This is a genomic window from Paenibacillus sp. UNC451MF (assembly GCF_000686845.1).
GTDB lineage: Bacteria > Bacillota > Bacilli > Paenibacillales > NBRC-103111 > Paenibacillus_S.
The window spans coordinates 1-23008 of the sequence record NZ_JMLS01000034.1 but is presented as its reverse complement, the minus strand read 5'-3'; the positions used below and the strand labels follow the sequence as shown (position 1 = coordinate 23008).

Here is a 23008-nt window from a genome sequence, read left to right as displayed (position 1 = left end):
ATGAAGCTTGAAATATTTCCATTATGTATTGCCTTGTACAAATTGAATATTATAATAGATTTAACTGGACCTCAATGGTAATGAATTATCATGAATAGGTAAAAAATTGCAAGGAGATACGATATGAGTGTTTACGGTTTTCAATTCAAAGACGGTCCGTCTACGCCATTTGCTGAAATCGTTTACATTGGCTGGGAAAAGCGGAATAGCAATTACGAATGGGATGGGCTGCAGAGGGCTACAAATAATCAATGCATTTTCCAATATACACTTGCCGGAAGGGGGGAAATTCGCATCGGGACCCAAACATACCCGCTCGAGCAAAATTCTGCCTTTCTAGTCGTAACCGGAACCGACCACCGATATTACCTTCCAAAAGAAAGCGAATTTTGGGAATTTATATTTATTACCTTGATTGGGCCGGAATCATTAGAGTGCTGGTCCACTGTCCAAAATCATTCAGGTCCCGTGGTTCGTTTCGCTCCTGACACGCCGGTGATTCGTACATTAGAACACATTTATCTGGAAGCGAGCAAAAAGTTCATCACCAACGGCTACAAAGCATCGGGATTGGCTGCCCAGTTTGTAATGGAGGTTTATCAGTCCCTTAAATATAATCAGACTTCGCCGGATACTTGGCCCGAAGTTATTGTAAAAGCGTTAAAGCTGATTCATGAGAATTACGCGGTCATCAACAGTATTGAGGAACTTAGCCGGTCGCTTGGCATCTCCAAGTACAAATTTTCGAGATTGTTTCACGCAACATGTGGCATGACCGCTATGCAGTATTTAACCAAAACCCGCATGGATAAAGCGATGGAGCTGCTTCGCCAAACCAAACTCAATATGGGGGATATTGCTCGGCTTACAGGGTATTCGGACGAGAACTACTTTAATAAAGTGTTCCGCAAGTTGACGGGTGTATCTCCAGGCAAATTTCGCTCAAGCAAACAAACGATCCGAGTCGATCATATTTCGTTCAATTAAAGAGCCGTAGTCTGTACATGCTGTGAATCATGCCTAAGGTGATCGATATGGGACGGAAAGCATCAGAGTTTGGAAACAGCCTGGGAATAACAATGATGATTGCTTTGAAGCAGCTTATTCTAACGTTAAAGGGTCTCATAGACAGGTAACTATAAAAGAGAAGCAGGGTTCATATGTAGATAGTTAATGACATTAATTTTCGCTGTATCCCGTTTCTGCGAAGTAGAAACTCACAAATATTAATGACGGATTGGAATCGGGAGGTTAGTAAATGCAGCGGAGTCGCTAATCGGGTAACAAGAACATTATCTCATTAATTGCCGCGTAAATCGTGGCTTTTTTGAGTTATGGGATAAATCTCATGTCATCAGGATTTGACAGGAACTTTATCTCATTCCCGATGGACTGCCGTGAATTGAAGAGAGGGATTAAAGCCGCAAAAGACATGATCATAAAACTTCGACTTTATCGCACTGAGGCTTTTAAACATTTTGAGATTAAAAAGCTTGTTGACACGACACTAAATGGTGTCCTATAATCAAAGTGTCACCAAATGGTGTCCAATAGGAAGCGAATCATTTGGAAATTAGGAACCTGAAAGAGTTTCACTTGAAACAATAATGAGGAGGAAACAAAATGAGTACATTTATCAGTGCGGAAACAACCGCGAAACTAGAAACCCAGCCCCGAGGAAAAATGATTGCTTACTGGACAGTCACATTACTACTCGCAGCAGCTGTTATGTTAAGTGGTATCGGGCAACTGATGCAATATGGGGGAAACGTCGAGTTAGTGACGAATCTTGATTACCCATTATACATTTTGACCATTCTCGGGATTTGGAAAGTGCTTGGAGCCATCGCTCTCGTCGTTCCAGGTTTTCCTCGGCTTAAAGAATGGGCTCACGCTGGTATCTTCTTTTTAATGACTGGTGCGGCTTCATCTCATGCGTTTGCTAACGATTATGGTGATTACGGGTTTCATATTATCCTTCCGCTTTTATATGCTGCACTAAATATCGCCTCGTGGGCGCTACGTCAGAAGAGCCGTATCCTTTAAGGAGGGAGTGTAATTTTGAGATCGCTAGTTTAAACTACAGCGCAGCTGCTGACATAATCGGCAACCGCATTATTGTCGGGTGACAAGAACACTAACTCATTAAGTGCCGCGTATATCGCGGCTTTTTCATTTTTATGGGATAAGGTTCTTGTCAAAACCTAATGACAAAAACTTGATCTCATTCCCAAAGAATCTATTTAAAGTGAAATAGGAGGTATACGAAAAGTCCCTACTGGATTAAGCTAGCGGGCAGGAAAATACCAAAGATATTATTTTAAAAACTGACACATAGTTGTCAGTAATCGACCTGTAAGATGAAACTTGCAAACCGTTGTAAGTTAAAATTTTATGGGTGAGGGGTCAATTCTTATGATTGCTTTTTTGTGGACATTATTATTGGTTTTACTGATTGCGGGGTCAATAATCTCGGTGGGTAAATTAAGGGGTACCAGATTAGATGCAAAACGGAAAAAATGGTGGGTAATCTTCCATGTTCTCTTTGTAATTATGTATTATACAGGAGTGTTAGGTAATTTCGTCTTAACACTTTTTACACTCTATATTAAAGATCGCGAACTTATTTATGCAGCTCATTATTTCATCAAATATTTTGACTTGTACTTAATCGTTCCAGGGGCTTTAGGGAGTTTGGCAACTGGTCTATGGCTTGCTGTTGGGGCGTGGGGGATCACCACATATTATTGGGTTATCATGAAGTGGGTCGGCAATTTGATGACGATTTTCTTTGGTAGTATTTTTATTGGTACGTGGATTGAAAAGGCATTAGATGCGCTTTCTCTAAAAGAGCTTGAACCCATGCAAAACCCTGAATACCTTCATAGTCAAAAAATGATATTGACTGGAAGCGTAATCGTTTTAGCAATATTAATCTTTTTAACTGCGATCTCGTATCTAAAACCGTGGGGGAAGAGATTGGTAAGTCATCGATGATACTTCTTATGAGAGTTTGATGAATGATATGTTGCTGTGAATAATGCTCACTAGCCAGAGCACGAAGGCTTCTCCGCGCTGTTGGTGATCATATTTTTAAAATTCAGGGCACCTTACATGGAATTTTCAAACCAAAGGACACCATTTTGGTGCCCTAGTTATCAATCATGGCCCTGGGTTCAATTGAAAAGTAAAGGAAAGGGTTACACTTGTTTGTAATATGACGTCTATTGCATCATAAGAGATTACTACCCTTGGCGTTTCTCCCAAATCATTAAATATTCGTACCCGATTTGGTGATCTGAAACCAGCCGATTTTAACAACGCTCTCATTTGTAGGACTCTTTTATTTGTGCCTGTTTGTGTGTCGCCAATAATATCTTCAAATTTCTTTCTGAATTGTACGCTGTTTGCTAATTTTGTTGATAATCTAGCAATTTGAAATAATACTTGTTTAACTGTGGCGGCCATAAGATTCCTCCTTTTGAAAAATATAGGATATCTTATGAACCAAGGAATGATAGTGCCTGTACTAATGACATATGTGATTAGATAAGGCTTGGTGAACCGTGGTAGCATATAGAAAAAAATCAAGCGGTCTTGGTCCGGATTTCATTGGATTAAGGCCTCTTTATGATATATTCAAGTAAAGCTGTAATCCTAAAGACAAAATATTAAAAAGGATGTGCAAACCATGAATCTAGAAACGGTCATGCAAGAGCTGGAAGCTCTCGGAAAGGAACGTACCAAAAAGATATACCAATCCAATGGCGCGCACGAACCGCTGTTTGGCGTAGCTACAGGCCAGATGAAGCCCCTCTTCAGGAAAATAAAACGCAATCAACCATTGGCTGAGCAGCTCTATGCGACAGGGAATTACGATGCCATGTACTTTGCCGGGGTGATCGCGGACCCAAAAGTAATGACCGAGGCAGATTTTGAGCGGTGGATAGACGGAGCTTATTTTTATATGATATCGGATTTCGTTGTGGCAGTCACTTTGGCAGAAACAGATATTGCGCAAGAAGTTGCGGATGAATGGATAGCAAGCGATATTGATCTGAAAATGTCGGCGGGCTGGAGCTGTTACTGCTGGCTGCTCGGCAATCGTCCGGACAGTGAATTTTCAGAAGGCAAAATCGTTGATATGCTGGAACATGTGAAAAACACGATTCATGATGCTCCAGAACGCACGAAATACTCGATGAATACTTTTATATACACTGTGGGGGTATCCTACCTGCCGCTCTATGATAAGGCGGTCGAGATCGCGAGGACAGTAGGTCCGGTAGAAGTCAATCGTGGGACGACAAAAAGCAAGTTTCTGAACGCTTCCGTTAATATTCAGAAGGCGGCAGATAAAGGGCAGCTCGGGTTCAAACGCAAATATGTAAGGTGTTAGAAATATCCCTCATTTTTAACAAAGCTGTTAGAGTGATATGGTAAGCCGTACCATATTGGTGGTTGTGGTCGGGGTTAAAACAATTGCCTTTTCTACAAAATAGTTACTTTCACAGATTGGAATCAGTACGGTTATTTCAGTTCCACCACCGTTCTCTCTTTTTTTCGGTGGATCGAGTGTGGGAACCTCTCAAACGCAGTGGGCATAAGCTGATTATATATCGATTTGAGAGGATGTCTTATATGTATCCTTATCTCCAAGAAGTTCATCCATTCCCTTATCCCGATTATAGGTTTATGCCCCGCGGTTATTATAACTCCCCATATTCTGAAGGATGGTGGCTCTGGAGCCATGATGCCCTCGAATCGGATGAAAGATACCGTTTACCTTCGCAGCAACGGCTTACCTTCGTGCTTGTGCATGGATCTTGGGCTGACGCCCACTTCTGGGACGGCGTAGCAGCGGTGCTGCGCAGTCAAGGGCATACTGTCTATACACCCGAATACGCAGGTCACGGTAAAGATCCGAACAAAGATGTCACGCATGCGATGATAACGAAGTCCGTCGTTGATTTTATAATGAAACTGAACCTAAGAAACTTCGTTCTCGTGGGGCACAGCTTCGGCGGAACTGTTATCCAAAAGGTTGCGGAACAGGTAGCAGATCGAATCAAGCGCCTCGTCTTCTGGGACGCGTTCGTACTGAGAGATGGCGAATCTGTTGCCGACGAGCTACCGCCTCAAACGAGAGAAGGTTTCGAGCAACTCAGAGCTGGCTCGAAGGACGATACGATCATGCTTCCGTTTCCACTGTTTCGGGATTTGTTCGTCAATACGGCCAACTTGGAGGAAGCCAGACGAATGTATGAAGGTGTCACTCCGGAACCTGCTAGACCGCTTTTCGAGAAGCTGGATCTTAAAGAGTTCTATGCGTTGTCTATACCCAAAAGCTATGTATATTTTTTCCAAGACAATGCATTGCCACAAGGAGAGGGCTTCGGCTGGAATCCACATATGTCCACACGGCTCGGCCAATTCCGCCTTATCGTCGGCGACGGGGACCACTTTACGGATACTCGCACAAGGCCGGACATGGTAGCGCAGAAGTTTTACGAGGCGGGCCGGGACTGACGTGCTGTAAGAGCATTTTATTGTGAGGCCAGAGCAAGCTCGACCCGTAATCCGCCAAGATATTCGTGATTGATCGAGAGGAAACAAGAGGTGTTTAAAAATCAACAACGACGCGGCTGCCAGGAGCTGCCCGGCCTACTGTTGATAAGATGGTTATAGATAGTTGTCGTAAGAACAAGTACAAACAATTGCTGAATCGTTTGTCTCTCTTAATGAACTGAAACAGTAACAATTTATTAAACTAACAGTTACGATAGCACAATAAGCAACCAAGACACGGCTGCCGGTATAGATTGGCAGCCGCGTTAAGCTAACAGGCAGTTTTCTTATTAGTTGTCAAAGCAAATTATAATGGTTTTACAGGTACACATATTTCGCAATAATCGTTGTAAATCATATCATTAGTGTATCTTTCATAAATCGGTTTGTTATCAATTTGATATCCGCTGTTTTGTAAAGCTGGGAAAATTTCAACCCATGCTTTTTGAATATCTTCCGATGTATGTTTGACTTTGCAAATAACATAGTTTCCACCAGAAAGTGTACTATCGCAAATTGAATTATCAATTTGATAATCGTTTGAAATGACAATACAAGCATCATATCGACAGCTTTCAGGTGCCGTCTTTTCTGGATTATCCTGCGGAATACCGAGAATTACTGCAGATTCGGTAAGTAGATTTTTCTCCTTGGCCCATTTTTTTAACTTATCCATAGCTTGAATGTTTCCAGAGCCATACGGGCCAACTTGTCGCACATATGCGATGCGATAATTCGGAAGTGTTTCGATTTTAATATTCATACCTTTTTATTCCTTTCTGTATTAGATTTGGTACATTTCGAATGCTAACATGATATAAAAAAATAATCATTTGTTTTTTTTGAACTTCAAAAGTTGTCTCTTGTAGCTGAAATAGGAGGACAAAATCGTGGGTAGCCGGTCATCATGATCGGCTGCCTTTTCATTAAAGTAACAGATAGGATAAAATGTTATTAATATGGAATGGGGGATCGTGTTGCAGCAGCTCTTTAACGATATGATTAAGCAGGACGTAAAGCCGTTCCTTTCCAAGCGTGGCTTCACTAAGAAGGGTTTGAATTTCAATAAGATAACAGACAACCTCATTTACATGTTCAACTTCCAAAAATCCTCTGGTAATTCAGCGGACAATGTAATGTTTTATGTGAATTGCGGTATTTATGCAGCGGAGTTGGCACAGATACAATCGAGAGAAATTGTGACAGCACCCAAAGAAGTGGATTGTCACTTCAGAGCAAGAATTGGGGAAATTGCCAAGTCTGTTCCAGATCGATTTTCAATCACTCTTGATACGAATATGGATGATTTAAGAAAAACGCTCCTAAGTGGATTAGAAGAGGTTATTCAATTCTATGATACTATGACTAGTACCAGATCTCTTGTTGATTATTACACTTCAGGTCCATTTTTACATCTGGGCGAAGAGAGCTTCCATTTGCTATTACAATCGAATGATGTAGGAGCAGCTAAACACTATTTGAAGGCTTTACAGGAAAAGTATGGAACAGAACAGAGATGGACCATATTCGAAAATAAATATGACGCAATCTTCAATAAATATGGAGTGGAATTTGATAAGCTCTAGGATTATTTTAGGGGGTTCTGAACTAATGCGTGTGTTGTCTAAGCAGGGCAAATATCCAATTCAGCAGCTTGTTCATGCAGGGGATTATTACAACTTTGTAGCCATTTGCTGAATCTCCCCTGCAGGAGGACAACAGCAATTAAATGGGATTGTTGCCCTTGATGAATGTTTTGGCCAAGCTTTCAGCATGCCTATCCCTTGTATGAGAATCCTCGTAATCTTCCAGAACATCGATAAGATACTCTTCTCCGGGTTTGAACGCTTTGAAAATGAACTGGTTTTGATTTTCGATGCGTACATCATGACCGCAGTCTTTAAGGCACTGCTCATAGTCCTGTAATGTGGGTTCCTGATTTTCCTCCAAATAAATAAGTCCTCTTAGCACCCGTGTTCCCGACTTGCTAATAATTTTAAAATGGACGATACACTCTCGTTTCATTCCTCTTTTCCTCCATTACTCTGTCGAAATAGTTATCCTTATTCTATTGTATAATAATCAGTGATTTGAAATCAGTGATATTTGTTACAATCAGCGATCAGGTTGATCTCAAATTCTTCTATCCTACAACAAGGTTCTTAGCATAATAGATTTAGAGAGGGTCGTTTTTGTAATTCATCGAAACCTTTTTGCTGATACTGCTGTATTATTAGAATAAGGATTATCGTGAAGGGAGTGGCATGTTATGGGAATTTTATCAAGATTAAGGGATATTATGAAGGTCAATATCAATTCTTTAATGGAGCATAACAATGATCCGGAGAAGACGATCGATGAATATATGCGGACCTTGAACAGCGATCTAGGGAAGGTAAAATCTGAAACGGCTGCTGTGCTTGCGGATGAGCGAAGAGCAAAAACGCACCTCGATGAGTGCAGTGCCGAGATCAAGAAGCTGCAGAGATATGCGGAGAAATCTGTTGAAGCGGGCAATGAGGATGACGCCTTGAAATTTCTGGAAAATAAAGCGAAGTTAGGTGAGAGGTTAACCGAGCTGCAGGCGGCTTATGATCTCGCTTCCACCAATGCTGCAAACATGAAACAAATGCAGGATAAGCTTATATCGGATCTGGGACAGCTGGAGGCTCGACAGATAGAGCTTAAAGGGAAGCTGGACGCTGCGAAGCTGCAGCAGGGGGTGAATTCAGGTCGCTCCTCTTCAGAAGATGTTCAAGCTTCCTTTCGAGCTATGGAGGAACAGGCCGATCTAGCTTTGAATGAGGCTGAGGCACTGGCTGAACTTAGGGCTGGAACGAAGGCGGATGACCTGGACACACTGTTTGCACAGATGGAGAAGAATTCAGATACACCTGCCAATACGGTAAGTCAGCTCAAGCCCGAAGATGAGTTGGCTGCAATCCGAGCAAAACTGAGATAAACCTCTATCGAGGTCCTTCAAAGATGAGCGACAGCGTTTAGGTGTAGGTTTATTCGCCAATCCGAATGCTGTTCATCTGCGCTTTAGCGCTATAAAGAACTTAAACATTCTGGTGTGGTAAAAAAAGGAATAAAGCCCTTAGCTATTTCTTACGTCATAGAGGTGAACAGATGAACGTTATTGAATATAAATGTCCTAACTGTGGCAGCGGCATGGTCTTTGACTCCGAGACGGGGACGTTATCGTGTCATAGCTGTGGGAGAAAGGATAATATCGAGCAGATCTCTGATCCACTTGGCCAGCAAGATATTTCTCCAGATGAGATCCATGAATATCACTGTACTAGCTGTGGAGCCGTCATTATCACCGAAGCGGAAACGGCGGCAACCACGTGCAGCTTTTGCGGCTCGGCTGTAGTTCTCGGCGATCGCTTGAGCGGGAAGCTTGCTCCAGGCTTGGTCATCCCTTTCACAATCAGTAAGGAGAAGGCGATAGAGGCTTTCCGGAAATGGTGCAGGAACGGTCTTCTTACTCCGAGCGGCTTTATGACCGCAGATCGTATTAAAGGGATGACCGGAATGTATATTCCTTTCTGGCTATATGAATTGCATAGCAAAGTGGATGTAACGGGGCATGCCACGAGAGTTAGGACTTATGCAGACGCGGATTACCGATACACGGAGACGCAGCATTTTGACATTTACCGCAAGCTTCAGTTGAATTATGTGAGAGTGCCAATTGATTCGTCTGAGAAGATGAATGATATGCTAATGGATAAGCTGGAGCCGTATCAATATGATCAACTGAAGAGCTTTAAAACTCCCTATCTGGCAGGTTATGTTGCGGAGAAATACAGTTATACAGATGCGGAGATGTTACCGCGGGCAAAGAATAAAATTAGAGAGTATATAGAATCGTCCATTTCGTCAGCAGTGTCGGAATATTCTAGTGTTCATTTTACAAATAAGGAAATTGATACAAGAGTAAAGAACGTAGAATATTGTTTGCTTCCGGTATGGGTGGTTCACTATGATTATAATAGACTGGAGTATACGTTCGCCATGAACGGTCAGACCGGCAAGGTCGTTGGCAAGCCTCCGATAAGCAAGCTGAAGGTAGCAGCATGGTTTGCGGGTATTTCTAGCATCTCTTTCCTGTCATTAAAAATAATCTCATGGATGATGGGGGGAGGGTTCCTGTGAGAAGGCTAGTAGCTTTTCTGGCAGTTCTGTTCTTCTTTATGGTGTATCTGGCCGTTCCCGCTCAAATCATAATGGCAGCAATGGAAGAGAAAACATTGATCTATGATGATGCGAAGCTGCTTACTCCTGAAGAATATCAAGCGCTAAATACGATGGCTAATCAATACGGGGTCAAAAGAGAAACGGATATTATCATCATTACTTCTAATAACGACAAAAATGTAGATGTCAAAAAGATGACGGAGAATTTTTATGACGAGCATGGACCCGGGTACGACAAATCTCATGGTAACGCAGTCATCTTGACGCTGGATATGAGAAATCGTGATGTGTATTTGGCTGGGTTTTATAAGGCTGAGCAGCTTCTGGGTGATGGCAGGTTGGATAAAATACGAGGTAAGATTACATCTGATCTGTCAAGCAGCAATTATAAGCAGGCATTTGAAACCTATATCAAAACATCCTATAAATACATGGGCTTCAAGCCAGGAGTAAATCCGGATAATGTGCTGTTTAATGTGTGGTTTCAATTAGGAGGGGCTTTGGCTATTGGAGGTATTGCTGTTGGAATAATGGCCTATCGCTCCGGCGGACGAGTCACCGTAAACCGGCAAACTTATGAGGATGCAAGCAGTTCAGGGGTTCTGGATCGGCAGGATCAGTACATTCGAACAACCGTAACGAAGCATAAAATAGAAAAAAGCTCTGGCAGGAGCTCTGGAGGCGGCGGAGGAGGTATCACCGGAGGTGGCCATTCGCATAGCGGCAGCAGAGGCAAGTTCTAATTAAGTGATGAGTTGATAACCAATGGAAGGGGTATTTGTATGGGATTTTTCAAAAATCAATTTTCGAACGTTGTGGAATGGGAAGAGTTTAGAGATGATATGATCTTTTGGAAGTGGAATAATCGGGAGATTAAGAAAGGCAGTAAACTGATTATCCGCCCGGGTCAAGATGCCATTTTCGTGAATAATGGTAAGATCGAGGGGATATTCCAAGATGATGGGGAGTACCAGATCGATTCGGATATCATTCCATTCTTATCCACTTTAAAAGGATTCAAATTCGGCTTCAACAGCGGTATGAGAGTGGAAGTTTTATTTGTGAACACGAAGGAGTTTACCGTCAAATGGGGGACGCAGAATCCTGTTCTAATCCCGACTCCGCAGCTTCCAGGCGGCATGCCGATACGCGCGAACGGTACGTTCAATTTTAAAGTCAATGATTATGTTGGGCTAATCGATAAAATTGCCGGGATGAAAGACAGCTATCTTGTTGAGGATATTAAAATTCGTATCACTTCGGTGCTGGATCAGCTGCTAATGAAGTGGATCAGCAGAGAAGGGAAGGACATGTTCAATCTCCAGGCGAATGCATCCGATATTGCTAGAGGTATTCGTGAGGATCTGGATATGGAAGTGTTGGATCATGGAATGACGATTACGGGCTTTCAAGTGATGAGCTTTAACTATCCTCAGGAAATACAGGATATGATTACGAAGACGGCTTCTCACGAAATGATCGGCAACTTGCAGAAATACCAACAGGTAAGCATGACGAATGCGATGGCTTCCGGTAAATCAAATGGCGGTGGAACAGCATCGGACGTGGCAGGCATGATGATGGGAATGAACATGGCGAATGAAATGATGAAAAATATGAATCAGAATCAAAATCAAAATCAGACGCCTTCTTCTCAAGGAGGAAGCAAGCCTAACTTCTGTCCTAACTGTGGTACGAAAAACGAAGGAGCCAACTTTTGTCCGAATTGTGGTCAAAAGCTGAGCTAATTAGCATTTGTGCTTCGGGTTGGAAAAAAGAGGCTATCCCAAAAGTCATGAAAATGTCTTTTGGGATAGCCATTATGTCTTACTTGTAAGTTTTCTCCGATGAATTTAATTTGTCACTCCATATGGCGTAGCCCATACCCACGTAAGCTAATCCCCAGAAGAATGCAAAATATTTGTTGTCTTCGATCGGCAGTACCATGGATAACAACATCAGTACCAGCAATGTGATGATCCAGCGTGGAAATACATGTGCTCGGTAGGTTAGAAACGTAAATAATAATGTCCCCCCCGTAAATCCAATAACAACAAGCATGTGCAAGGTTTGGTAAGCAACACCATCCGGCTTCAATGATGTATCGACAGATGGAAAGGAAGACCACAGCATGCAGGTTGTTGCGATATTGCCGATAATGACTGCAAGAACTGTAATAAATCCAATCATACCGGTTTCTCTTGATTGGACTATAAATGTAGCTATAGTACCTACTGACATGAGAATGCTTGCAACGAACCCGAAGATCAGCTCCGGAGAACTGTCTGTTCCCCAAATGATCGAAGTTGGAGTCATCCCCATTCGGGAGATGCCTGCCAATAGACAAATCATACCTAACCATTGAACAACTCGTTTTTCACTCATTTGTTTATAACCTCCTGTAGGTGCGTTATTGAGCTTGATTATAGAGGTTTGAACATCATGGAAAACAGGGTAGCGTGCACACAAAGTTAGTGGAAAAGAGACTGGGACATTTTTGGGAAATCCGGGAGCCGGCCGGGAAATTACGTTTTTTCCATATTCAAGCTGCATTCGGCTCGATATAATAAAAATAGATTGGAGTATATAAGCTAAGGGGGACTTATGCCGCAACCTCAACCCCGGATCGATGAACGAACAGCAGAACCCGCACCACGACTGCACAAGAGAGGGCAACTGCTTTACCTCCAGCTTCTGTCGGTCCTATTTTCCCTAATGACGGTAGTGTTATATTCGGCTGGTATACCTAAATACTACCAACAGCTCGTTTCAACGTGTATTGTTAACGGCTGCAGCAACTGGGTACCGGCAATGCCTCTTGAACATGCCGGAGTAATTCATCCGACTCTGGAGACCTATGCATTCATTTTCGTATGCATCGATGTTATTTTTACGTTTGTTTATTATGCCGCAGCACTGCTTATCTTTTGGAAAGGATTTCGCGAACCGATGGCTATACTGGCCGCCTTGGCAATGGTTGCGTTCGGTACTTCCTTCCCTTCGTTGACCTGGGTCGCTTCACAAGGGATTGCATGGCAGGAATCGTGGTTCTCATTTGTCTCGTCTCTCGGCTGGATTGGTTTATCTCTGTTATTTTTGCTATTTCCCAATGGTTCGTTTGTACCAAGATGGACTTTCGTGGTCTTCCTATTCATATCGATCGTGGATATTAGCAGCTTTTTTAACCAAGGAAGCATATGGAATAAATTCGGGATTTCTGCTTACCTTCAGTTGTTGTGGTATACATCCTCGACGCTGATTCTAATTTATTCGCAAATATACCGGTTTCTGAAGGTATCCTCGCCGGCACAGCGCCAACAAACCAAATGGGTGGTATATGGGTTAGCCGTGGGCATGATCGGTTTTGTCGGGATGAGTATTTTGTTCGACCCGAGCATGAATGACGGAAGTGCGATGACCTATGTTTATCTCAATGCGCTTCTTAATTTAAGCTTACTCGCGATTCCGTTCACGCTTACAATGGCAATTCTGAGGCATCGCTTGTGGGACATTGATCCGCTGGTCAATCGAACGTTGGTCTATGGTGCATTATCCCTTTGCGTGGCGGCGATCTACATCTTATCGGTCTATTACTTAAGCCAGTTATTCGAGACAAAGGATAATTTGTTCATCTCCTTAGCGTCGACGGCAGTGGTGGCGGCTGCGTTCGCTCCGCTTAAAGAGAGGCTTCAGCGGCTCGTGAACCGCATGATGAAAGGACGCCACGACGATCCTTATGCGGTTTTGCTGGAGCTCGGTAGCCAGCTCGTTCAACCTTTGGCGCCGGAGGCCATGCTGGAGGTTCTCGCATCTACAGTAAAGGAATCCCTGCGCTTGCCTTATGCAGGCATTGCGCTTGGAGTAGGAGGGCAGGATGCTCTTGTCGCATCGGCTGGAGTGCCGATCCATGAGGTGCGGCCATTTCCGATCATTCACCGTGGGGAACAATTGGGGATGCTTTACTTGTCCTGCCGGTCGCCCGGGGAAGCCTTTTCATCTGAAGACAATAAATTTCTGGATGTACTGCTGCACCAAGCAGGTCCCATCGTTGAGAATGTGAACATGACACTTGGCATGAAGCTGCTGGCGAAGGATTTGCAGGAATCCCGGGAAAAGCTGGTGCTCGCCAGGGAAGAGGAACGCCGGCAAATTCGCAAAAATCTGCATGATGATCTGGCTCCCCGGCTGGCTGCTTTAGCGCTAAATGTGGCTACGGCTGAGAAATATGTCGTCAAAAAGCCTGATATTGCCATAGAGATGCTGGGAGACCTTAGGCGAGTTATTCGTGCGACGGTGGATGAGATTCGTACACTCGTTCATGATTTGCGGCCGCCCTCCCTGGATGAACTTGGTTTGATCAGTGCGATCCAAGAGAGAGTCAGCGAGCTGAATAAGCCTGCCAGACTGCTCGCGGATGAACTAGGGACGATTCCCATTCACATCCACCTGCTCGAGCCTCCGCCACTTCCGGATTTACCTGCTGCGGTGGAGGTGGCCGCATACCGTATCGTTACAGAATCGTTAGTCAATGTAATTAAGCACAGCCAAGCAACCGATTGTACTATTAGACTTCATATATCAGAGAATAAACAATTGGTGATTGAAGTGACGGATAACGGCACAGGCCTTCCTCCTTCTTATGCTCAGCAACTTCCGGGTAAAGGGGGGATTGGCCTTCATTCCTTACGGGAACGGGCGGCGGAATTAGGTGGACAATGTTCGATAGAACGACTGCAGCAGGGCGGCACACGCGTGCTGGCCATTTTACCGATTTAATAGAAGGAGGAGAACGTTGTTGAGGATTGTTATCGCAGAGGATCATCCATTATTTCGCAGCGGTGTACGAAATTTATTGCGGACGACAGACGATCTTGAAGTTGTTGGGGAGGCAGCATCAGGGGAAGAAGCGCTAGAACTTGTAGATCGTCTGCAGCCCGATCTTGTGCTAATGGATATCCGGATGCCGGGTATTAACGGTATCGAAGCAACGCGACAGATTAAAGAGAAGCATCTGGCGATCGAGGTTCTGATCCTGACGATGTTCAGGGATGACCAGTCGGTTTTTACCGCGATGCGTGTCGGTGCCAAAGGATATGTCCTGAAGGATTCGGATGAGGAGGAATTGCTGCAATCCATTCGAATGGTAGGCAGCGGTGGTGCTGTGTTCAGTTCGGATATTGCCGGACGGATGATGCATTATTTCTCTCAACCTCATACCGTTCCAGCGGATGATCCCGCCTTTTCGGAGCTCACCAAGCGCGAGATGGAAATATTGGAGCGAATCACGGAGGGAGACAGTAACGCGGAGATCGCTGCCAGGCTGCATATTAGCAATAAGACGGTGGCCAATTATGTTTCTAATATATTAAATAAGCTTCAGGTTACAGACCGCAATGCGGCCAAACGATTAGTTCAAAAATCACGTGAGGATTAGGCTGATTAAGCGCGTATTGCCGATTTATCTTCTTTAATGAGATAGATTTCATCTGCAGGAAAAATTCCCGTTCCCCTTTAAGGTGGACGGGTTTTTTTGTTGGCATACATTCCCAAACCCATTCCCAGGATGATCCTATTTTATTCCCATTTCATTTCCCGGCCATGACTCATGAAACCCAGTCGTACCCACTGTAAGATGAATGTAGTAAGAGAAACCAAAGGATGGAGGTTTTTACGATGAGTAAAGGATTCAAGCTAGTGTTAGGGGCTGTTTTACTGGCAGCCATCACTTTTCCTGCAGCGGTGAGTGCGAAACCCGAAGCAAAGCCGGAAGCTTCGATAATGAAAACGAAGGCAATGTTTGCTGCCAAACCCGAGGCAAAACCTGAAGTAACTTAACCAAGCAACAAATTAAGTAAAAGGAGAATGAAAGAATGATATTGAAATTTAACAAACAGAAACAAGCTTCGGTGCTATCCCTTCTGCTGGCAGGTTGTCTAGCGTTTAATGGATATGCGGGCGCTTTTGGAGAAACGCCTCCCGCAAGCGTACAGATTAAGGAGTTCCATCTGCTTGATACGGCATCTGATGTTGTAGGATCAGCAGATTTTACGCCTGAAGGTAACAAGGACGGTCACTTCAAGCTGCAGCTGAACCTTGCCCAAAAGACGACAATCAACGCTGTTGTATTGCGTTCGACCGATGAATATGGCAAAGACAATTATCAGGGTGTATGGAGAACAAACCGCGTGACCACCGGCTGGTTGCTCGGCATGGTACAGGACAAAACGGTTACAACAGCTAACGGCACTACTCATGAAAATATTATTGTTAACCCGGGCTTTCGTAAGGATATGAAAGAACCCGTCGGTGATTTTGAAGGCGAGCTCATCTTCGACCTGTATGCAAGTGACAACGGTACGATTAAAGAGACACAGTATTATGTTTTGGAAATCGAAACTCCACAAGGCACGGTTAGCTCCAAACCGATTAAATATAAAAAACCGATAACATCGGGTGGAACCCCGACATCGCAGAGCCCGAGTCCATCGCCAGCACCTTCGACACCGCCAGCACCTTCGACACCGCCAGCACCAACGCCAGCACCTACTCCGGCAGATGGCCCAGCAATCAAAGTGTTCTTCAAGGGACAGGAGCTTCAGTTCGACAGTGTTAGGCCAATCCTGAAGGATGGTTCGACTCTGGTCCCATTCCGCAAGCTATTCGAAACGCTAGGCTTTACAGTGAAGTGGGAGGACACAGGAACTGTGAAACAGGCGATCGGTGCGAAGGATGGTCTAACCATCGAGCTAACTATAAACAGCACTACCGCCAAGGTCAATGGAAATCCTGTAAGCATGGATATTCCCTCTCAGATTATTAACGGTAACACCTTAGTTCCATTGCGATTTGTGGCGGAGAACAGCGGTTACGAAGTCGCCTTCTCCAGTAGTGGCAATGCTGCGACGATTCAAATCGAAGAGGGGGACGTGGTTTCCACTCCTAACCCGGCGCCCGCTCCGAAACCTGCACCGGAACCAGCTCCAGCACCTGCCAATGAGGAGGTTGAACCTTATATTGTAAAAGGATATGTTCGCGACGCGAAAGGTCATCCGCTGCCGGGTGTTACGGTCTTTGCGGATAACACCCTGCTGTATGACAGCAATATCCTTGCAGTTACCGATGATTCCGGACATTATGTGATTGAACTGCCCCAAATGGCCACATCCTGGCGGATGGGAGCTGACTTTACGAAATCGTTCAATGGAAAAGAATTCACCTTTCATCTCAACGTGGACGTGGATCAGCCTCTCACGGGGAGTAAAGGAGCCATTCGGAACTTTACCTGGAATAAATTTAACGGGCAAATCTATATATATCCTAACTTTTCCACTTTTGACGCATCCCTTCCTGAGTTCAATATGAGCGACTTGGAAATGACACTTACGCCTGTTGGCCCTCTTATTGACGGCAATACCGGCCAAACGATCATTAAACGCGGAGGTCCCGTGCAAGGTGGGGGTGGAGTTGATGGTATTCCGATTGGACGGTACAAAGCATCTGCAAGATGGGTACCTGAAGGTCATGCGCCTATACCTTTGCAAGTTAGGGTCAGCTATACAGGAAAATATGCCGATTCGGTAGAATTCGAATTTGCCCCTCCAAGAGGAGTATCCACCAGCAATTATCTTAGTGAGCTTGAAGTGCAAATTCCTTAAAGCAAAATACAAACGGCTCTCTTCGCTCCATTGCGAAAAGAGCCGTTTGTATTTTTCTGACTTGGTTTCCCAATGAAAATCCTTAATCCTCGTCATCCCCAAACGGGCGATTCAATTGAAAATAAAGTAACTGCCCTATAACTAAGATATACGTCCCCCATAATTAATTTGAACATATTGGTATAATTAAGTGGCTGTAAAGCACAAGTTACCGGGACAAATTCCGGTCATGGGAGATCGTGCCTTGGAAGGAGGGAGTATGAGTGAAAACAGCCAATGCAAAGGGGTAGCTTCGCATGTAAAATTCATTGATCGACCGCTTCCCCTCTAGGTATACCATCCTTCTGTATCTTCCAAAAAGTAATATGAAAGCGGTTACGTGTTAGATGAGGTGGAGACGTCTTTACCAATCGACCGGTGATAAACAAAGGCGGTTTATTAAAGACGAGGGCTGCGGGCTAAGAAGAAGGATTTTGAGGCGTGATCGACGGCTTCTCGTCGCATGACTACTGGCTTGTGGTATTGAGTTTTGTGTCAACAGAAGGAAGAAGTCAACCATTTGGAATCAACGTGCGCGATAGTAATAGGGTTAGCTCCGTTCATCAAGGGACGTCGTCTCGAAATAGAATTATTTTTATGATAGTAAAGGAGGATAAGCAAATGCTTAAACTGAATATGTCAAAAATGAAACGGCTATGTGGAATTTCAATTTTCCTATCGGCTACATTATCGTTATGCTTGACGTCTGGTAGCAATGTCAATGCTGTAGCAGCTGCTGCAAACAATATAGTTGCCTTTCCTGGTGCAGAAGGCGGGGGGAAGTTCGCAACAGGAGGACGTGGGGGTGATGTAGTTTATGTTACTAATCTTAATGATAGTGGGCCAGGTTCGTTTAGAGATGCAGTAGGCACATCCAATAGAATTGTTGTTTTTAAAGTAGGAGGAACAATTGAATTAAAAAGCGATGTAGTTGTCAAATCAAACGTGACGGTAGCAGGGCAAACAGCACCCGGCGGCGCAGGAATCACATTGAAAAACTATAAAATCGGTCTTGGTGGCGATAATATTATCCTCCGTTTTATCAGTTCACGGCCTGGTGAAAGAGGAGTTATGGGCGATTATGATGCGTTTGGAGGTTCAAACGGGGGCAACTCTATTGTAGACCATGTTTCAATAGGTTGGGCAAATGACGAACAATGGGGACTATATTCAAAAAATGATAATTACACCGTGCAGTATTCCATCATCGGTCCATCTAATTCATTTTCATACCATTCTAAAGGGATTCACGGGTTTGGGGTTATGCTCGGTCGTGCTAATGCTACATGGCATCATAATCTAATTGTTCACAATGTATCTCGGAATTTTAGAGGAAAAGTGGTAGGAACAAATCCAATTGATTTTACCAATAACGTAATCTACAATTGGGGATATCAAACGGCTTATGGAACTCTTGGGCATGTAAACTACGTGAATAATACTTTAAAAATGGGTGCTTCAACCCAAGGCGGCTTTAACTATTTAAGTGTTGGTGACAGTGGAACAAGTCCTGAAAACTATTCTATTTATCTAAAGGGAAATCGTTTTCTTAATAAGGACAATACCGATTACAGCACGTTCACGGCAGATAACTGGACAGGTATTAAATATGGCTCCGGAAAGACGGAAGAAAATACCCGTTCCGATGTGCCTTTTGAAATTCCTGTAAATGGGGTAAATGTTTCTACAGCTGTCTATGCGGAAAGCTCGGAGGATTCCTACAATCATGTACTGCATTATGTTGGTGCAGCGGTAAGTGCGAATCAAAGGACTGATATTGACAATCAGGTGGTTCATGAAACAAGGACGGGTAAAGGATCGCTTACAGGTGCAAGACCTTACTCAGAAGCTTCAGATGAAGAAAAAGCAGACCTTGATAAATATAGTATAGCTACTGGTGTTGAGTATAAATATCCTGATGCAGTGTTGACTGGTGCACCAACGGATACAGATGGAGATGGTATGCCTGATGATTGGGAGAAGGCAAGAGGGCTTAATCCAAACAGTGCTTATGCACCTGATGGTACCTTGGAATCCAGAGGAGACTACTGGGGTAAGGGCTATACAAATATAGAATATTATATCAATGATCTAACAGTTCATGCGTTCCCATCTAATACAGTGATGCTTTCTCCCAAAAAAGGAAAGTAAGCAACAAGAATAACAGAAACGACCTGTGACTCGCAAGATGGGCTCTTTGAAAAAAAGTGAAATGGGTAGCACGGAGGGATTGGCTAGCTGGTGCGTAACGTCAACTCCGTGGGTATGCTGCCTAAGACTGGGTGCCTTTTAAAGGCACCTTTTTTATATTTAGAATAGGTCGTTGTATTCGCGTTTAAAACATTTCAATTGACTCTTTTCATGAAAAATTACAGGAAGCAGGAGCAAGAATCGTAAAATTTGTTCACCTGAAAGAAAACCCCATAGGGCATTGAAGGGTTTTGAAGTTTTATGAACCTTGGGGTAATATGCTAGGTTTCATTCAAGACCCGCCGGATGTTCCATGGTATGGCACGAGGTAGCATTAAATCTTTGTAGCCAACTAAAGGAACTTAGTTAAGAAAAACTGGTTGAATTTGATTTAAGAGAATGGTAAATGGGAAACGTTAGTTGAATACAGTTTTCTATACAAAAAGCGATGTTGGAGCTGCCTCAGCAGCTTTTTTTAACATATTCACATAATACAAATGGACTGTAGTCGTAGAAAGAGCAGAATTGTTTAATAAATCCTTTCCCTTGAAGCTTGGAACAGTAATTCATTATTATTAAATAATCGAACTTAGGATTGGAGCGAGAACAATGAACGTACAATACACAATATCGAATATGGTTGATAATTTAAAACAAATCAGCGGAATAAGCGCTCTGGTTCTCGGCGGTTCAAGAGCTAGGGGGTCTGAGAGTCCTAACTCCGATATTGATATTGGTATCTATTACGCTTCGGAAAAAGGACTGGACATAACCCAGCTTCGTCGGGTTGCGGCTGCAATGGATGATGACCATAGAGAAAACTTAGTGACGGAAATAGGTGGCTGGGGACCATGGATTAATGGCGGCGGCTGGTTGAAAGTTAATCAAATTCCAGTTGATTTATTATTTCGTGATCAAAATAAAGTGTCGCATGTAATTGAAAAATGTATCATGGGGGATATCACAATTGATTATCAACCAGGACATCCCCATGGATTTGCTAATTCGATTTACTTGGCTGAGATTGCATTGTGTAAAGTGTTATGGGACCCTTCAGACATTATCGGAAAACTGAAGAGCAGAACAATCCCATACCCAACCGCTTTTCAAGAAGCAACCATCCACAAATTTTTTTGGGAGGCAACCTTCGCTCTTGATAATGCATATAAAGGTATTTACAAAAAAGATTTATCCTATATCGCTGGATGCTGCTTCAGTTCAGTATCCTGCTTGAATCAGGTTTTGTTTGCTATTAACGAAACCTACCTGATGAATGAAAAGGGGGCTACTGCCATTGCAGATTCATTTAGCGTAGTACCTAGAAAATACTTCCAGAGAATAAGTGAGATTTTTACTTTGATCACGAAAGATCAAGAGAGTTTAAAGAAAGCTATTAACATGATGGAAGAGCTTATTCAGGAAACAGAAAATCTAATGAAAGCCAAATCGTTTTTGAATTAACCGGTACTATAACTAAATTACGTTTGCTTATCGGCAAGGTTTTTGTATCTCGTTAACGTCAGCAAAGCTAAGTAAATACATAAAATGGAATTCGAGAGCGATGGAAAAACAGACTGTTTTATCCATTAAACTTATGGTAAGCTCTTGTCCGAATATAGGATCGGAGGGATAATCCATGAAAATAGGAATGGCTCGAGCGGCAGCAACGGAGTGGGTAATGCAGTATACTAGTCAGGAAGCATGGTTCATGGGAGCGTATTTCAGCGGCTCGACGGTTGGCCAGCCTGATGACGTAATGATGTCAGTGGGCTCCGACATTGATGTTGTCGTTGTTACCTCTGAAGCAAAACCACCTCTGAAACTGGGGAAGTTCATCTACCGCGATGCGCTGATCGAAATAACCTTCTTATCGTGGAACCAGATCGCCTCAGTCGAGGAGATTCTGACATCGTATCATCTAGCCGGCAGCTTCCGCGTGGATACCATCATTGCAGATCCTACCGGACAGCTACTCGGCGTACAGCATAAGGTGTCGCGCCTTTTTGCCGAGCGGGAATGGGTGCGGCGCCGCTGCGAAAACGTTAGGCAGAAGATAGAGCATGGGTTACGGAACATGGATCTGACTGCACCCTGGCATGACCAGTTTATGACATGGTTGTTCATGACCGGAGTAACCACCCACGTCCTTCTCGTCGCAGCTCTCCGTAACCCTACCGTGCGACTTCGCTACCTGGCTGCGTACAACGTACTCCAGGAGTTCGGGCGAACCGAGATTTATCCGGAATTGTTGAGGCTGCTGGGCTGCGATCATTGGAACCCGCAGCGCACCAGCCATCATCTGAGCGCGCTTGCCCGTACCTTCGACGTCGCCGCGGCGCATGCTAAGACCCCATTCTTCTTCAGCAGTGACATCACCGTCGCTTCACGACCGATTGCGATTGACGGTAGCCGTAATCTTATCCGAAAGGGATATCACCGCGAAGCGGTGTTCTGGATCGGGGCGACCTTCGCCCGGTGTCACAAAATACTCTCCAACGATGCCCCCAAACTACAAGTTGAGCTAGCTCCATCGTTTGAGGAATTCGTCATCGACCTCGGCATCTCATCGTACAACAGCCTTGGGCGTCGTGCTGAGGATGTGTTGCAGTTTCTACCGCGGCTCTGGGACGAGGCCGAATCGATTATGCAGGCCAATGGGGAGATTTTGTAGCACAGGATTACTAGCAGAGTAGGAAGATGGCAGTGGCTGCCGGCTCGACTTCTCGATTTCCGCAATCCATAAGAAACGTTCGCGCGCATGGCGTGATAGGATTAAGGTGATGAACGGCCTTGGCCAGAGGAGGAGGATCACCATGAACATCATTGAGGATTGGATCAGCGAATTGAAAAGGGAAGCCGAATCAACACGCTCGCTTCTCGAAAGGCTTCCGGAAGACAAATTTTCATGGAGACCGCACCCGAAATCGATGTCTTTAGGACAGCTTGCCCTACACGCTGCGGGAGTGCCCGGAGGGCTGGCTTTATTGCTGAACGAAGCAGTCAGCGAAGTTCCAGTCGTTCCGCTGCCAGAGCCGACCACCCGTCAAGAACTGCTCGAAGCGCTGGATTGGAGCGTGAATCTCGCCGAGAGCAAGCTTCGGGAATGGGGAGATGACGGGCTGAGGGATACTTGGAAGCTCGTCAGCAAGGGGGAGACCGTCTTGGAAGCGCCCCGGATCGACATGGCGCGTACGCTCATGTTTAATCACGTTTATCATCATCGGGGACAGTTGACGGTCTATCTCCGACTGCTCGGAATACCGGTTCCAGGGATGTACGGTCCCAGCGCGGATGAACAATAACGGTGTTCAGTGAATGATTCAAAATTAAATCAAAAAATCTAAACCTCC

Annotated in this window: 22 protein-coding genes; 18 read left to right on the top strand and 4 right to left on the bottom strand. The window is 44.2% G+C overall.

Going from position 1 to position 23008, the window contains the following annotated elements:
* Positions 1-123 precede the first annotated feature (123 nt).
* From BP97_RS0127325 to BP97_RS0127310, 3 genes are all read left to right on the top strand, one after another.
* Positions 124-987 (top strand): helix-turn-helix domain-containing protein, encoded by an 864-nt coding sequence (locus BP97_RS0127325; RefSeq protein ID WP_036746627.1) that lies wholly within the window; start codon positions 124-126, stop codon positions 985-987.
* 636 nt (positions 988-1623) lie between these two features.
* Positions 1624-2046 carry a DoxX family protein gene (locus BP97_RS0127315; protein WP_028551963.1) on the top strand — a complete coding sequence of 141 codons (423 nt, stop codon included), beginning with the start codon at positions 1624-1626 and terminating at the stop codon, positions 2044-2046.
* A gap of 369 nt (positions 2047-2415) precedes the next feature.
* Positions 2416-2997, top strand: coding sequence for a hypothetical protein (locus BP97_RS0127310; protein ID WP_081824381.1), 582 nt, complete (start codon positions 2416-2418; stop codon positions 2995-2997).
* A 165-nt stretch (positions 2998-3162) separates the two neighbouring features.
* Here BP97_RS0127310 and BP97_RS0127305 read toward each other — a convergent pair whose 3' ends face one another.
* Entirely contained in the window at positions 3163-3468 is a 306-nt protein-coding gene (locus BP97_RS0127305) for a hypothetical protein (RefSeq protein ID WP_028551961.1), read from the bottom strand.
* A 223-nt stretch (positions 3469-3691) separates the two neighbouring features.
* On the opposite strand from BP97_RS0127305, the gene BP97_RS0127300 reads away from it, so the two are divergent.
* Both BP97_RS0127300 and BP97_RS0127295 read left to right on the top strand, forming a co-directional pair.
* Entirely contained in the window at positions 3692-4399 is a 708-nt protein-coding gene (locus BP97_RS0127300; RefSeq protein WP_028551960.1) for a DNA alkylation repair protein, read from the top strand.
* 242 nt (positions 4400-4641) lie between these two features.
* The gene (locus BP97_RS0127295) at positions 4642-5529 is read left to right on the top strand and encodes an alpha/beta fold hydrolase (RefSeq protein WP_028551959.1); all 888 of its coding nucleotides are present in this window, start codon (positions 4642-4644) and stop codon (positions 5527-5529) included.
* Positions 5530-5875: 346 nt separating this feature from the next.
* Here BP97_RS0127295 and BP97_RS0127290 read toward each other — a convergent pair whose 3' ends face one another.
* A complete protein-coding gene (locus BP97_RS0127290) occupies positions 5876-6331 on the bottom strand; it encodes an AraC family transcriptional regulator (protein WP_028551958.1) in 456 nt (151 codons plus the stop codon).
* Between the two features lie 211 nt (positions 6332-6542).
* Here BP97_RS0127290 and BP97_RS0127285 point away from each other — a divergent pair, with 211 nt between their 5' ends.
* Positions 6543-7154, top strand: coding sequence for a DUF4304 domain-containing protein (locus tag BP97_RS0127285; protein WP_028551957.1), 612 nt, complete (start codon positions 6543-6545; stop codon positions 7152-7154).
* Between the two features lie 139 nt (positions 7155-7293).
* Here BP97_RS0127285 and BP97_RS0127275 read toward each other — a convergent pair whose 3' ends face one another.
* The gene (locus BP97_RS0127275) at positions 7294-7593 is read right to left on the bottom strand and encodes a hypothetical protein (protein ID WP_028551956.1); all 300 of its coding nucleotides are present in this window, start codon (positions 7591-7593) and stop codon (positions 7294-7296) included.
* A gap of 244 nt (positions 7594-7837) precedes the next feature.
* Here BP97_RS0127275 and BP97_RS0127270 point away from each other — a divergent pair, with 244 nt between their 5' ends.
* The 4 genes from BP97_RS0127270 to BP97_RS0127255 all read left to right on the top strand — a co-directional run bounded on the left by BP97_RS0127270 (position 7838) and on the right by BP97_RS0127255 (position 11522).
* Positions 7838-8530 (top strand): PspA/IM30 family protein, encoded by a 693-nt coding sequence (locus tag BP97_RS0127270; RefSeq protein WP_028551955.1) that lies wholly within the window; start codon positions 7838-7840, stop codon positions 8528-8530.
* Between the two features lie 170 nt (positions 8531-8700).
* Positions 8701-9732 carry a TFIIB-type zinc ribbon-containing protein gene (locus BP97_RS0127265; protein WP_028551954.1) on the top strand — a complete coding sequence of 344 codons (1032 nt, stop codon included), beginning with the start codon at positions 8701-8703 and terminating at the stop codon, positions 9730-9732.
* A complete protein-coding gene (locus BP97_RS0127260; protein WP_028551953.1) occupies positions 9729-10517 on the top strand; it encodes a TPM domain-containing protein in 789 nt (262 codons plus the stop codon). Before BP97_RS0127265 ends, BP97_RS0127260 begins: the two co-directional genes overlap by 4 nt.
* 39 nt (positions 10518-10556) lie before the next feature.
* A complete protein-coding gene (locus tag BP97_RS0127255; RefSeq protein ID WP_028551952.1) occupies positions 10557-11522 on the top strand; it encodes an SPFH domain-containing protein in 966 nt (321 codons plus the stop codon).
* A 79-nt stretch (positions 11523-11601) separates the two neighbouring features.
* Here BP97_RS0127255 and BP97_RS0127250 read toward each other — a convergent pair whose 3' ends face one another.
* Positions 11602-12159 carry a hypothetical protein gene (locus BP97_RS0127250; RefSeq protein WP_028551951.1) on the bottom strand — a complete coding sequence of 186 codons (558 nt, stop codon included), beginning with the start codon at positions 12157-12159 and terminating at the stop codon, positions 11602-11604.
* Positions 12160-12378: 219 nt separating this feature from the next.
* Here BP97_RS0127250 and BP97_RS0127245 point away from each other — a divergent pair, with 219 nt between their 5' ends.
* From BP97_RS0127245 to BP97_RS0127210, 8 genes are all read left to right on the top strand, one after another.
* Positions 12379-14550 (top strand): sensor histidine kinase, encoded by a 2172-nt coding sequence (locus BP97_RS0127245; protein WP_028551950.1) that lies wholly within the window; start codon positions 12379-12381, stop codon positions 14548-14550.
* Positions 14551-14569: 19 nt separating this feature from the next.
* Positions 14570-15208, top strand: coding sequence for a response regulator (locus tag BP97_RS0127240; RefSeq protein ID WP_231506446.1), 639 nt, complete (start codon positions 14570-14572; stop codon positions 15206-15208).
* Positions 15209-15447: 239 nt separating this feature from the next.
* The gene (locus BP97_RS40780) at positions 15448-15609 is read left to right on the top strand and encodes a hypothetical protein (RefSeq protein WP_197035549.1); all 162 of its coding nucleotides are present in this window, start codon (positions 15448-15450) and stop codon (positions 15607-15609) included.
* Between the two features lie 35 nt (positions 15610-15644).
* The gene (locus tag BP97_RS39865; RefSeq protein ID WP_156043355.1) at positions 15645-17429 is read left to right on the top strand and encodes a stalk domain-containing protein; all 1785 of its coding nucleotides are present in this window, start codon (positions 15645-15647) and stop codon (positions 17427-17429) included.
* A 660-nt stretch (positions 17430-18089) separates the two neighbouring features.
* Positions 18090-19619 carry a dockerin gene (locus BP97_RS0127225; RefSeq protein WP_028551948.1) on the top strand — a complete coding sequence of 510 codons (1530 nt, stop codon included), beginning with the start codon at positions 18090-18092 and terminating at the stop codon, positions 19617-19619.
* A gap of 648 nt (positions 19620-20267) precedes the next feature.
* Positions 20268-21119 (top strand): nucleotidyltransferase domain-containing protein, encoded by an 852-nt coding sequence (locus BP97_RS0127220; protein WP_028551947.1) that lies wholly within the window; start codon positions 20268-20270, stop codon positions 21117-21119.
* A 175-nt stretch (positions 21120-21294) separates the two neighbouring features.
* A complete protein-coding gene (locus BP97_RS0127215) occupies positions 21295-22329 on the top strand; it encodes a hypothetical protein (RefSeq protein WP_028551946.1) in 1035 nt (344 codons plus the stop codon).
* A 142-nt stretch (positions 22330-22471) separates the two neighbouring features.
* A complete protein-coding gene (locus BP97_RS0127210) occupies positions 22472-22960 on the top strand; it encodes a DinB family protein (RefSeq protein ID WP_028551945.1) in 489 nt (162 codons plus the stop codon).
* Positions 22961-23008 lie beyond the last annotated feature (48 nt).